The 12,734-nt window shown below is 73.3% G+C and carries 12 protein-coding genes; 10 read left to right on the top strand and 2 right to left on the bottom strand.

Translation table 11 applies throughout. The features are described 5' to 3' along the window. Positions 1–11: 11 nt before the first annotated feature. Entirely contained in the window at positions 12–716 is a 705-nt protein-coding gene (locus DSM104299_RS16785; protein WP_272472789.1) for a S1 family peptidase, read from the bottom strand. A gap of 8 nt (positions 717–724) precedes the next feature. Next, positions 725–1,705, bottom strand: a complete 981-nt coding sequence (locus tag DSM104299_RS16790; protein ID WP_272478098.1) for a LacI family DNA-binding transcriptional regulator — start codon at positions 1,703–1,705, stop codon at positions 725–727. 184 nt (positions 1,706–1,889) lie between these two features. Here DSM104299_RS16790 and DSM104299_RS16795 point away from each other — a divergent pair, with 184 nt between their 5' ends. The 10 genes from DSM104299_RS16795 to iolB all read left to right on the top strand — a co-directional run bounded on the left by DSM104299_RS16795 (position 1,890) and on the right by iolB (position 12,718). Further along, on the top strand, positions 1,890–2,813 hold the full coding sequence (locus tag DSM104299_RS16795) for a sugar phosphate isomerase/epimerase family protein (RefSeq protein WP_272472790.1): 924 nt from the start codon (positions 1,890–1,892) through the stop codon (positions 2,811–2,813). Next, a complete protein-coding gene (locus DSM104299_RS16800; RefSeq protein ID WP_272472791.1) occupies positions 2,810–3,838 on the top strand; it encodes a sugar ABC transporter substrate-binding protein in 1,029 nt (342 codons plus the stop codon). The genes DSM104299_RS16795 and DSM104299_RS16800 overlap by 4 nt, the downstream gene beginning before the upstream one ends. A 17-nt stretch (positions 3,839–3,855) precedes the next feature. Continuing rightward, entirely contained in the window at positions 3,856–4,917 is a 1,062-nt protein-coding gene (locus tag DSM104299_RS16805; RefSeq protein ID WP_272472792.1) for an ABC transporter permease, read from the top strand. Further along, the gene (locus tag DSM104299_RS16810) at positions 4,914–5,729 is read left to right on the top strand and encodes an ATP-binding cassette domain-containing protein (protein ID WP_272472793.1); all 816 of its coding nucleotides are present in this window, start codon (positions 4,914–4,916) and stop codon (positions 5,727–5,729) included. The genes DSM104299_RS16805 and DSM104299_RS16810 overlap by 4 nt, the downstream gene beginning before the upstream one ends. A 125-nt stretch (positions 5,730–5,854) precedes the next feature. Further along, complete coding sequence (locus DSM104299_RS16815) at positions 5,855–7,027, top strand: Gfo/Idh/MocA family protein (RefSeq protein WP_349294576.1); 1,173 nt, start codon at positions 5,855–5,857, stop codon at positions 7,025–7,027. Further along, positions 7,027–8,058 (top strand): inositol 2-dehydrogenase, encoded by a 1,032-nt coding sequence (gene iolG, locus DSM104299_RS16820; RefSeq protein ID WP_272472795.1) that lies wholly within the window; start codon positions 7,027–7,029, stop codon positions 8,056–8,058. Before DSM104299_RS16815 ends, iolG begins: the two co-directional genes overlap by 1 nt. A gap of 1 nt (position 8,059) precedes the next feature. Continuing rightward, positions 8,060–9,001 (top strand): SDR family oxidoreductase, encoded by a 942-nt coding sequence (locus tag DSM104299_RS16825; protein ID WP_272472796.1) that lies wholly within the window; start codon positions 8,060–8,062, stop codon positions 8,999–9,001. Next, positions 8,998–9,960 (top strand): 5-dehydro-2-deoxygluconokinase, encoded by a 963-nt coding sequence (gene iolC / locus DSM104299_RS16830; protein WP_272472797.1) that lies wholly within the window; start codon positions 8,998–9,000, stop codon positions 9,958–9,960. Before DSM104299_RS16825 ends, iolC begins: the two co-directional genes overlap by 4 nt. Before the next feature lie 20 nt (positions 9,961–9,980). Next, positions 9,981–11,906, top strand: coding sequence for a 3D-(3,5/4)-trihydroxycyclohexane-1,2-dione acylhydrolase (decyclizing) (gene iolD / locus DSM104299_RS16835; RefSeq protein WP_272472798.1), 1,926 nt, complete (start codon positions 9,981–9,983; stop codon positions 11,904–11,906). Continuing rightward, positions 11,903–12,718 (top strand): 5-deoxy-glucuronate isomerase, encoded by an 816-nt coding sequence (iolB, locus tag DSM104299_RS16840; protein WP_272472799.1) that lies wholly within the window; start codon positions 11,903–11,905, stop codon positions 12,716–12,718. The genes iolD and iolB overlap by 4 nt, the downstream gene beginning before the upstream one ends. Positions 12,719–12,734: the final 16 nt, after the last annotated feature.

The raw sequence follows: 12,734 nt of genomic DNA on the forward strand, positions 1-12,734 counted from the left end.
CGCGGCGGAGCCTAGCGTCGGGACGTCGACAGCAGGCGGGAGGTCGCGGCGCCGCTGACCGCGTAGGCGATGTCCGGCCGCTCGCCGGAGCGTGCGAAGGCGACGCCGAGCAGACGGCCGTCGGCGTCCATCAGCGGCGCGCCGGAGTCGCCGGCGGCGATCGGCGCGGTGAGCTCCAGCCCCGGCCGGACCTGCGGCGCGTCGCCGGGCTGCGGGTGCACGCGGGCCGTGATCGCCCGCCGGATCGTGGCGTCGAGCCGCCGCGCCGTGCCGTCGCGCAGGACCCAGACCGCGGCGCGCTGGCCGGCGCGGCCGTCCGCGCTGCGCGGCGCCGCGCCGCCCCGGAGCCCGGCAACGGCGAGCACCGCGACGTCGAGCCGCGCGCTCCGGGCCAGCACCCGCGCCGGGCGCGCCGCGCCGTCGACGAGCACCCGCACCCGCCGCGCGCCGGCGACCGCATGCGCCACCGTCACCACCCGTCCGTCGCCCGCCACCCACCCGGTCGCCACCTCCCGCGCCGGGCCGTCGCCGGCCACGACGCGCACGAGGGTCGGCGCGGAGGCGGCCTTCTCGGGGGAGCCGCCGCCGCAGCCGGTCGCGGCGAGCGCCACCGCCAGCGCCGCCCCAACCGTCGCGCCGCGAACCCTCCGCGGCTTCGCCGCGAAGCCGGGTACGTCGACCGGGTGATCACCGGTCGACGTACCCGAGGCGCGCATTGCAGCCCTCAGCGCGGCGGCGCGGTCGTCGCGCGGATGACGATGCGCGGCTCGTGCAGGCGCGTTGCGCGCGTCGAGCGGCCCTCGGTGCGCTCGAGCAGCAGCTGCAGCGCCTCGCGGCCCATCTCGTGGCGCGGCTGGTTGACGGTGGTCAACATGATGTGGTTGAGGCCGGCGACGAAGGTGTTGTCGTAGCCGACGACGCTCACGTCGCCCGGGACCTTCACGCCGTCCTGCTCGAGCCGGTCGATCAGCCCGAGCGCCACGAGGTCGTTGGCCGCGAAGACGCCGGTCGGCAGCGTGCCGGCCTTCAGCAGGCGCTCGGCCGCCCGGACGCCGGCGTCCTCGGTGAAGTCGCCCGCGATCACCTGCGCGTGCTTGCCGAGCCCGGCGCGCTCCATCGCGCGCAGGTACCCGGCGCGGCGCGGCGACGCGCCGGCGCCCTGCCCGCCGTCGACGTGCACGATCCGCCGATGGCCGAGGCCGACGAGATGCTCGACCGCGAGGTCGGCGCCGAGCGCCTCGTCGGTCATCACGCAGTCGACCTCGCCGCCGCGCAGCCGCCGCCCGATCACCACGCACGGCAGCGCGCCGACCGCGGCCGCGACCTCCCGGCCGGCCATCCGCGGCGACACCAGGATCAGCCCGTCGGTCCGGTACTCGAGCAAGGCCTCCAACATCGCGTGCTCGCGCTGGCGGCGCCGGCCACCGGTGATGATCAGCAGCCGGTAGCCGATGTCGGACGCGTGCTCCTCGATTCCGTTGGCGATCTCCGCGAAGAACGGGTTGTGCAGGTCGTTGAGCAGCACGCCGACCGTGTTCGTCCGGTGGCTGGCCAGCGACCGGGCAATGGCATTGGGTCGGTAGCCGAGCTTCTGCGCGACGGCCAGGACCTTCTCGCGGCGCTGCGGCCGAACCTTCTCCGACCCGCGCATGACCAGCGACACGAGCGCGCGCGAGACGCCGGCCTCGCGCGCCACGTCGTCCATGGTCACGTAGCCCGATCGACCGCCTACGCGACCGTTGCCCGCCGCTGCACGTGCCTCCGACATGGCGCAGATACTGCCATTGGAGCGCTCCAAAAGAAAGCCTTGCGTTGGAGCGCTCTAATCGTTACGGTCGCTGTTGGAGCGCTCCAACAGCGCTCGCAGGAGCACGAGGAGACCAAGACGCGTGGAGCGACGTACCGACACCGCGGTCACCGACCGGCTGGTGGGCGCCCCCATTTCCTGGGGCGTCTGTGAGGTCCCCGGTTGGGGCCTACAGCTGACGCCCGACCGGGTCCTGGCCGAGATGGCCGCCCTCGGCCTGCGCCATACCGAGCTCGGCGCGCTCGGCTGGCTGCCGCTCGACGGCGCGCAGGTCAAGCGTCAACTCGCTGACCACGGCCTCGACCTCGTCGGCGGCTTCGTCCCCGTCGTCGTCCACGAGGACGACCTCTCCCCCACGATCGCGCACGCGCGCGCCGCCGCCCGGCAGCTCGCCGACGCGGGCGCCTCGCTGTTCGTCGCCGCCCTCGTCACCGACCTCGCGTGGTCGGCGCCGGTCGACCTCGACGACGCCGGCTGGGCCCGCCTCGGCGAGCACCTCGCGACGATCACCGACCTCGTCGCCGACGAGTACGACCTCGAGCTCGTCCTGCATCCGCACGTCGGCACGCTCGTCGAGACGGCCGCGCAGGTCGACGCCGCGCTCGCCCACACCGACGTCTCCTGGTGCTTCGACTCCGGTCACCTGCTGATCGGCGGCACCGACCCCGTCGCCTTCGTCCAGCGCCACGCCGAGCGCATCGCGCACGTCCACCTCAAGGACGTCGACGCGACCCTCGCCGCGCAGGTGCGCGACAACACCATGACCTTGGTCCAGGCCACGCAGCACGGCCTGTTCCGCCCGCTGGGAGCAGGGGACGCGCGCATCGACGACGTCGTCGCGCTGCTCGACGAATCCGGGTACGGCCGCTGGCTCGTGCTCGAACAGGACCTCGCCATCACCGGGTCGGAGCCCCCGGCGGACGCTGGTCCGGCACTCGATGTCCGCAGGAGCATCGAGTTCCTGTCCAACTCGGCTCCGTGGAGAGAGAGGGTGTCACAGTCATGAAGCGCCTCATCGGAAGGTTGCTGATCGCCGTCCTCGCGCTGGGGGCCCTGGTGGCCGCGGGGTGCGGCGGGAGCGACAACGACAACACGACGTCGAGCGGCGCCGCCGCGGCCGGCACGTCGACGAGCAAGGCCGCGCAGGACGTCGACCTCACGCAGGGCAGCGGGCTGACCATCGCGATGGTCACCCACAGCGACGAGGGCTCGTTCTGGTCGGTCGTCAAGAAGGGCGCCGAGCAGGCCGCCAAGGACGAGGGCGTCAAGCTCATCTGGTCGCCGTCCAACAACGACCCGCAGAAGCAGGCGCAGCTGATCGACGCCGCGATCTCGCAGAAGGTCGACGGTCTCGCCGTCTCGGTCCCCAACGCGGACGCGATCAAGGGGTCGCTCGCCAAGGCCAAGGCCGCGGGCATCCCGATCGTCACGCTCAACTCGGGCGCCGAGGACTTCAAGGCGCTCGGCGCGATCACGCACGTCGGCCAGACCGAGGAGATCGCGGGCAAGGCCGCGGGCGCCAAGCTCAAGGAGGCCGGGGCCAAGAAGGTGCTCTGCGTCATCCACGAGCAGAACAACATCGGGCTCCAGCAGCGCTGCCAGGGCGTCAAGGAGGGCTTCGGCGGCGACGTGACCAACCTGCAGGTCAAGGGCACGGCGGACATCGCCACGACCCAGACCGAGATCAAGTCCAAGCTGCAGGCCGACAAGTCCTACGACGCGGTGATGACCCTCAACCCGGACATCGCCAGCGCCGCCAAGACCGCCATCAAGGGCGCGAGCTCGAGCGCGAAGCTCGCCACCTTCGACCTCAGCGGCCAGCTGATCAAGGACATCCAGGCCGGCAGCGTGCTGTTCGCGGTCGACCAGCAGCAGTACCTGCAGGGCTACCTGCCGGTCGTGTTCCTCAAGTTGTACAAGACGAACGCCAACACGGTCGGCGGCGGGCTGCCGGTCCTGACCGGCCCGGGCTTCGTCGACAAGAGCAACGCGGCGACGGTGGCGAAGCTCGCCCAGGACGGGACGCGCTGATGGCAGGTCCGACACCCGTGGGGGCCGCGCCTGGTGGCGCGGCCCCGGCCCCGGTCCCGATCGCCGATGAGCGGCTGACGAAGATCAGCACCACGGCCCGCATCCTGCGCCGCCCGGAGTTGGGCGCGCTGCTCGCGGCACTGGTCGTCGGCATCTTCTTCACCACCCAGAACTCCCTGTTCGCCAAGCTCGACGGCATCGCGAACTGGACCGACGTCGGCTCGACGATCGGGATCCCGGCCGTCGTCGTCGCGCTGCTGATGATCGGCGGCGAGTTCGACCTGTCGTCGGGCGTCATCACCGGCTCGGCCGGCCTGATGATGGGGATCCTGGCCGTCGAGGTCGGGATGAACATCTGGTTGGCCATCGTCCTGACGCTGATCGCGGCGGCCGGCGTGGGGTTCGTCAACGGCTACATGGTCATCAAGACCAAGCTGCCGAGCTTCATCGTCACGCTCGCGACGTTCTTCATCCTGGAGGGCGTCAACCTCGGCGTGACCAAGGCCATCACCAACCAGGTGTCGGTCGACGGCATCGACACCGCCCCCGGCTACAGCTCCGCCAACAAGATCTTCGGCGGCAGCTTCTGGCATCCGCACGACTACCGCGTGACCGTGCTGTGGTGGATCGCGATCACCGCGATCGCGACGTGGGTGCTGACGCGCACGCGCGTCGGCAACTGGATCTACGGGGTCGGCGGCGACGCCAACGCGGCACGCAACGTCGGCGTCCCGGTCGCGCGCGTCAAGATCGGCCTGTTCATGACCACCTCGGTGGTCTGCGCGCTCACCGGGATCATGATCGCGCTGCGCCTGGCCTCGATGCAGGCCGGCCAGGGCGTCGGCGACGAGTTCACCTTCATCATCTCCGCGGTCGTCGGCGGGTGCGTGCTGACCGGCGGCTTCGGGTCGGCGATCGGCGCCTCGCTCGGCGCGCTGATCGTCGGCATGGCCTTCATCGGCATCCAGTTCTCCAACTGGAACACCGACTGGCGGTTCCTCTTCCTCGGGGTGATCCTCCTGGTCGCGGTGCTGGTCAACAACTACATCCGCAAGCGTGCCGAAGGGATCCGGGGATGAGCGGCGACACGTTGTTGGAGGTCCGAGACGTCAGCAAGTACTTCGGGAACGTCAACGCCCTGAAGGACGTCAGCGCGTCGGTGGCCGAAGGCCAGGTCACGTGCGTGCTCGGCGACAACGGCGCGGGCAAGTCCACGTTCATCAAGATCCTGTCGGGCGTGCACCGCCACGACGAGGGCGAGCTGCTCGTCGGCGGCGTCCCGACGTCGTTCAGCTCGCCGCGCGCGGCCAAGGACGCGGGCATCGCGACGGTCTTCCAGGACCTCGCGACAGTGCCGCTGATGTCGATCTGGCGCAACTTCTTCCTGGGGTCGGAGCCGACCGTCGGCAAGGGGCCGTTCCGGCGCATCGACGTCCGCAGGGCGCAGGACACGATGGTCGCCGAGATGAAGAAGATGGGGATCGACGTGCGCGATCCCGACCAGCCCGTCGGCACGCTGTCGGGCGGTGAGCGCCAAGCGGTGGCGATCGCCCGCGCGGTGTACTTCGGCGCGAAGGTGCTGATCCTCGACGAGCCGACGTCCGCGCTGGGCGTCAAGCAGTCGGGCGTGGTGCTGCGCTACATCGCCCAGGCGCGCGACCGCGGCATCGGCGTCATCTTCATCACGCACAACCCGCACCACGCGTTCCCGGTGGCCGACAAGTTCGTAGTGCTCAACCGCGGCCGGCTGATGGGCACGTGGGACCGTGGCGAGATCACGCGCGAGGAGATCATCAAGATGATGTCCGGCGGCGCGGAGCTCGACGCGCTGGAGCACGAGCTGCGGCGCGTGCTCGAGGAGCCGCCGTCCGGCCCCGAGGCGATGGCGTGAGCGCGGACGACCTCGCCCCGGGGGCTCGGCTTCCGGACGGGAGCTCGCCAGAGGCTTCTCCCCGCGGCGGTGGGCGAACCGGGCTCAGCGGGGGTGCGGCGCGCCGGCGCATCGGCATCGGGGTCATCGGCTTCGGCTGGCTGGGTCACGCGCACAGCCGGTCGATGCAGCGCATTCGCACGCTCATGCCCGACCGCGCGTTCGACCCCGTGCTCGTCGCGTGCGCCGACCCGGTCGAGGCCCAGCGGGACGAGGCCCTGGGCTCGTTCGACTTCGCGCGCGCGTCGGCGGACTGGCGCGCGGTGATCGACGACCCCGAGGTCGACGTGGTGTACGTCGCCGCGCCCAACATGTTGCACTTGGAGCTGGTCGAGGCGGCGGCGAGCGCCGGCAAGGCCGTGTTCTGCGAGAAGCCGGTGGGCGGCACGCCCGAGCAGGTCGCGCGCGCCGCCGCGGCCGCGCGGCGCGCCGGCGTCCTCAGCGGCGTGGGCTACAACTACCGCTGGGCGCCGCTGGTCCGCTACGCCCGCGAGCTGATCGCCGGCGGCGAGCTGGGCGACATCACCAACTACCGCGGCCGCTTCTTCTCCATGTACGGCAGCGACCCCATGGGGGTGCTCTCGTGGCGCTTCCTGCAGGACCAGGGCGGCTACGGCGTGACCAGCGACCTGCTCAGCCACGCGGTGGACCTGGCCCACCTCCTCCTCGGGCCGATCACGCGGGTCGTCGGGACGACCGCGACGTTCATCGAGCAGCGGCCTCTCCCGAACCCGTCCCCACCCACCCGGACCTCCCACTACGGCCGCGGCGAGCCCGGCGACCCGACCGGCGCGGTCACCAACGAGGACTACGCGGGCATGCTGTGCGAGTTCGCCTCCGGCGCCCGCGGGACGTTCGAGGCCAGCCGCGCGATCATCGGCCCGGAGAGCCAGATGGCGTTCGACGCCTACGGCACGCAGGGCGCGGTCGGCTGGTCGCTGGAGCAGCTCAACGAGCTGCGGCTCTACCGCGCCACCGACGACCGCGGCTCCGGCTACACGACGGTCCTGGGCGGCGATCGCTTCCCCTACCACGGCGCGTTCGTGCCCGGCGCGGGCAACCCCATTGGGTACGAGGACCTCGTGGTCGTCGAGGACTACGAGTTCCTGAGCGCGTACGTCGAGGAGCGGCCGTTCGCGGTCGGCTTCGAGGAGGCGCTGCAGTGGGCGCGCGTCCAGGCCGCGCTGCTGCGCTCGGCGCGGTCGGACTCGTGGGAGGACGTCGTGGCGCTCCCCGAAGAGCAGCTGGTGGTGGCGTGATGGCGACGGTCGCGGCGGTCACGCCCCTGCGCGTCGGCGTCATCGGCGTCGGCCGGATCGGCCGGATGCACGCCGAGCTCCTGGCCCGCCAGGTGCCGGGCGCGGCGGTCGGCGCGGTCTACGACGCGGCCGGCGCGCTGGCCCGCGACGTCGGCGACGCCCTGGCGGTCCCGGTCGCCGACAGCGTCGACGAGCTGCTCGCCAGCCCGGAGGTCGACGCGGTCGCGATCTGCTCCTCGACCGACACCCACGCCGACCTGCTGGTCGCCGCGGCCGACGCCGGCAAGGCGATCTTCTGCGAGAAGCCCGTGTCGCTGGACCTCGCCGAGGTCGATCGCGCGCTCGCGGCGGTCGACGCGGCGGGCGTCCCGTTCCAGATCGGCTTCAACCGGCGCTTCGACCCGGCCCACCAGGCGGTGGCCGAGGCGGTCGCGACCGGCGCGATCGGCGCCGTGCAGCTCGTGCGCATCACGAGCCGCGACCCCGCCCCGCCGCCGTTGTCCTACATCAAGGTCTCGGGCGGGATCTTCCTGGACATGACGATCCACGACTTCGACATGGCCCGCTACGTGACGGGCAGCGAGGTCGTGGAGGTCTACGCGAGCGGCGCCGTCCGGGTCGACCCCGCGATCGGCGAGGCGGGCGACCTCGACACCGCCGCGATCACGCTGACCCACGCCAACGGCGCGCTGAGCATGATCGACAACTCGCGCCAGGCGGTCTACGGCTACGACCAGCGCGTCGAGGCCTTCGGCGCGGCCGGCATGGCGCGCTCGGACAATCCGTCGGCGCACACGGCGACGATCGCGACGGTCGACGGGACCAGCGGCGCCACGCTGCCGTACTTCTTCCTCGAGCGCTACGTCCCGAGCTACCTGCGCGAGTGGGAGGCGTTCGTCGGCGCGCTGGCCGCCGGCACCGCGCCGCCGGTGACGACCGCCGACGCCCGCGCCCCGCTGGCGATCGGCCTCGCCGCCTGGCGCTCGGTGCGCGAGCGCCGGCCGGTGGCGATCGAGGAGGTCGAGGGCTGACGTGCGCCGCGTCTGGGTCACCGGCGCCAGCGGCTTCGTCGGCTCGAACATCGCCTACGTTCTGGCCGCGCGCCATGGCGTCGAGGTCATCGCGCCGACGCACGCCGACGTCGACCTCACCGACGGCGCGCTCGTCGCCCGCTCGGCGGCCGCGACCCGGCCCGACGCGATCGTGCACGCCGCGATCCTCAACGACTTCCTGGAGCTGACGGCGCGCCGGCGCGACGCGTGGGAGGCGTTCGTGGGCGCCACGCGCAACGTCGTGGACGCCGCCAACGCGGCCGACGTCCCGGTCGTCCTGATCTCCACCGACTGGGTCTTCGACGGAACCAGCCCACCCGCCCCGGCGGCCGAGGACGAGCCGCCCAACCCGATCAACATGTACGGGTTCCTCAAGGCGGCGTCCGAGCTGGTGGTGTCGCAGCGCGCGCGGCGCGGCGTGATCGCGCGCGTGGCCGGCGTGCAGGGCGTGCACCGCGCGCGGGTGGGTGGGGGCCGGGTCGCCCGGGTCCAGGATGCCGGCTTCGGCTACCTCGTGGCCTCGATGGTCGAGGCGCTGCGCGCCGGCCGGCCGTTCACGGTGTGGGACGGGCCCGGGCTGAACGCGCTCGCGACGCCGACGCTGGCGACCGACGCCGGCGAGCTGATCTGGCGCGCGCTGGAGCGCGAGGTCACGGGCGTCCTGCACTGCGTCGGCGGCGAGCACGCCGATCGCGTCGCGCTCGCCCGCCGCGCGGTCAAGGCCTATGACCTCGATCCCGACCTGCTGCTGACCGGCCCGCCGCCGGACGGCGCGATCCCGCCCGGCATCGCCATCCCGCGCGACACCCGGCTGGACGCGACCCGCACCGCCGCGCTGCTGGACGCCGACCTCCCCGACCTCGACATGACGCTCGCGCGCCTCGGCGCCGAGCTCGACACCGCATGGAGCACGACCGCATGACCCCTCCCCGACCGTTCGACCTCATCACCATGGGCCGCGTCAGCGTGGACCTCTACCCCGAGCAGCTGGACACGGCGCTCGAAGACGTGACGACGTTCGCGAAGTCGCTCGGCGGCAGCGCGACGAACGTCGCCGTCGCCGCCGCGCGCCTCGGCGCCCGCGCCGCCGTCATCACGAAGGTCGGCGACGACCCGTTCGGCCCCTACATCCGCCGCGCGCTGGGCGCCTTCGACGTCGACGCGCGCTGGGTCGGGACCGACCCGACGCTGCGCACGCCGATCGTCTTCTGCGAGGTCCATCCGCCCGACGACTTCCCGCTGCTCTTCTACCGCGAGCCGACGGCGCCCGACATGATGGTGTCGGTCGACGAGCTCGACCTCGACGCGATCCGCGCCGCGCGCGTGTTCTGGACGACCGGCACGGGCCTCAGCGCGGAGCCGTCGCGCGCCGCGACGCTGGCGGCCCTCGCGGCCCGCGACGGCGGCGGCATCACCGTCCACGACCTCGACCACCGGCCGATGTTCTGGACCGACGAGCAGGACGCCACCCGCTACGCCGGCGAGGCGCTGCGCCACGCCACGGTCGCGGTCGGCAACCGCGACGAGGTCTTCGTCGCGACCGGCACGCGCGACCCGCGGGCGGCGTCGGCCGCGCTGCTGGAGCTCGGCGTCGAGATCGCGATCGTCAAGCAGGGCCCGGCCGGCGTGCTCGCACGGACCAAGGACAAGGTCGTCGAAGTCCCGCCGGTCACGCACCTCGGCGTCGTCAACGGCCTCGGCGCGGGCGACGCGTTCGGCGGCGCGCTCGTCCACGGCCTGCTCGCCGGCTGGCCGCTGGAGCGCACGCTGCGCCTCGCCAACGCGGCGGGCGCCTACGTCGCCTCCAAGCTCGCGTGCGCCGACGAGATGCCGCGCCTCGCCGACCTCGAGCCGCTGGTCGCGGCAGGAGCTGCCGCATGACTCCCCTAGAGGGCTCGCGCATGATCCGCGCCACCGTCGCCCAGGCGCTGGTGCGCTTCCTCGCCGTCCAGGAGGTCGAGCGCGACGGGCAGCGCACGCCGTTCTTCGCCGGCTGCCTCGGGATCTTCGGCCACGGCAACCTCGCCGGGATCGGGCAAGCCCTTCAACAACACGCCGACCTCCTGTCCTACGTGCCGGCGCGCAACGAGCAGGCGATGGTGCACGTCGCCACCGCCTACGCGCGCCAGCGCAACCGCCTCGGCGCGTGGGCCTGCACGTCCTCCGTCGGGCCCGGGGCCACCAACATGGTCACCGGCGCGGCGCTGGCGACCGTGAACCGGCTGCCGGTCCTGCTGCTGCCCGGCGACACGTTCGCCACGCGCGCGCCGCATCCCGTGCTCCAGCAGCTCGAGGCGCCGCACGACGGCAACCTGTCGGTCAACGACGCGTTCCGGCCGGTCTCGCGCTACTTCGAGCGCATCGAGCGGCCCGAGCAGCTCGTCGGCGCGGCGCTCGCCGCGATGCGCGTTCTGACCGACCCGGCCGAGACCGGCGCGGTGACGCTGGCCCTGCCCGAGGACGTGCAGACCGAGGTCGTCGAGGTGCCCGAGGCGTTCCTGGAGCCGCGGGTGTGGACGCTGTTCCGGCGCCCGCCGGCGCCCGAGGCCCTGGCCCGCGCCGCGGCCCGGATCGTCGCCGCGAAGCGGCCGCTGGTCGTCGCCGGCGGCGGCACGATCTACAGCGAGGCGACCGCCGCGCTGCGCGCGCTGGTCGACGCGACCGGCATCCCGGTCTCCGAGACGCAGGCGGGGCGCGGCGCGCTGATCTCCGACCATCCGCTGTCGCTCGGCGCGGTCGGCGCGACGGGCACGGCGGCCGCCAACCGGCTGGCGCGCGACGCCGACCTCGTCATCGGCGTCGGGACGCGCTGGAGCGACTTCACCACCGCGTCGAAGTCGGCCTTCCAGGACCCCGGCGTGGAGTTCGTCAACATCAACGTGGCGGCGCTGGACGCCGTCAAGCACAGCGGGCTGGCGGTCGAGGCCGACGCGCGCGAGGCGCTCACGGCGCTGACCGCGGCGCTGCAAGGCCACCAGGTCGATCCCGACTGGCGCGCCCGCGCGGCCCGCGAGTCCGCGGCGTGGGCGCAGGAGGTCGCGCGCGTCATCGCCCCCGCGGCCGACGGCGCGCCCACCACGCAGGCCTCGGTCGTCGCCGCGGTCAACGACGCGGCGGGCGAGCGCGGGGTCGTCGTGTGCGCCGCCGGCTCGCTGCCCGGCGACCTGCACAAGCTCTGGCGCGCCCGGGATCCGGACGGCAAGGGCTACCACGTCGAGTACGGCTTCTCGTGCATGGGCTACGAGATCCCGGGCGGCATGGGGATCAAGCTCGCCGCCCCGGACCGCGAGGTGTACGTGATGGTCGGCGACGGCTCCTACCTGATGCTGCCGGGCGACCTCGCGACCGCGGTCGCCGAGCGCATCCCCATCGTCATCGTGTTGGTCGACAACCACGGCTACGCGTCGATCGGCGCGCTGTCGCGGTCGGTCGGCTCGCACGGCTTCGGGACCCACTACCGCGCACGGGCCAACGGCGCGCTCCCCGTCGACAACGACGCCGGCGACGCGCTCGCCGTCGCGGCGCTGCCGGGCACGGACCCCGCCCACCCCGACCTCGCCGCCAACGCCGAGTCGCTGGGCGCCACGGTGATCCGCTGCGCCGGCGTCGCGGAGGTCCGCGCCGCGCTGGCCGCCGCGCGCGACGTCCGCGACGGCCCGGTCGTCGTCCACGTCGAGGTCGACCGCTACGCGGGCGTCCCGAGCTACGAGGGCTGGTGGGACGTCCCGGTCGCCGCGGTGTCCGACAGCGCCGCCGTGCAGTCGGCACGCGCGGAATACGAGACGGCGCGCGAAGCGCAGCGCGCGCACGTGGAGACGGGCCGATGAGCGAGCTGCTCCTCCACCCCGCGGCGCGGCCCGCGGCCGACGGCACCTTTCTCACGGTCACGCCGGCGTCGGCGGGCTGGCGGCACGTCGGCTTCGAGGCCATCACCTTGGTCGAGGGCGTCGAGGCGCGGCGCGACACCGGCGACCGCGAGGTCTGCGTCGTCGTCGTCGAGGGGACGGTCGACGTCGCCTCCTCTCGCGGGGACTTCGCGCGCGTCGGCACGCGCGAGACGCCGTTCGACGGGCGCCCGGACGCGGTCTACCTGCCGGCCGACACGACGTTCACGGTCACCGGCACCGGCGAGGTCGGCCTCTGCTTCGCGCCCGCCAGCGGCCAGAGCGCGGCGCCGGCGCGGCTGCTACCGGGCGGTGCGATCGACGCCGAGACCCGCGGCCACGGTCACCTCGAGCGCACGGTCCACCCGATCCTGATGGACGGCAACCCGGCCGACGCGCTGCTGGTCTGCGAGGTCATCACGCCGCCCGGGCACTGGTCCAGCTACCCGCCGCACAAGCACGACGTCGACGACCCGCCGACCCAGACGTTCCTCGAAGAGACCTACTACCACCGCGTCGCGCCGGCCCGCGGCTTCGGCCTGCAGCGCGTGTACACCGACGACCGGACCCTCGACGAGACGATCGCCTTCGGCGACCGCGACTGCGTCCTGGTCCCGCGCGGTTACCACACGGTCTCCGCCCCGCCCGGCTATGCGGTCTACTACCTGAACGTGATGGCCGGGCCCGTCCGCCGATGGGCGGTCGCCAACGATCCCGACCACGAATGGACGCTGGATCCCACCAGCGCCGCCTGACACGACCCGACACCTG

The sequence above is a fragment of the Baekduia alba genome (assembly GCF_028416635.1).
Taxonomy (GTDB): Bacteria; Actinomycetota; Thermoleophilia; order Solirubrobacterales; family Solirubrobacteraceae; genus Baekduia; species Baekduia alba.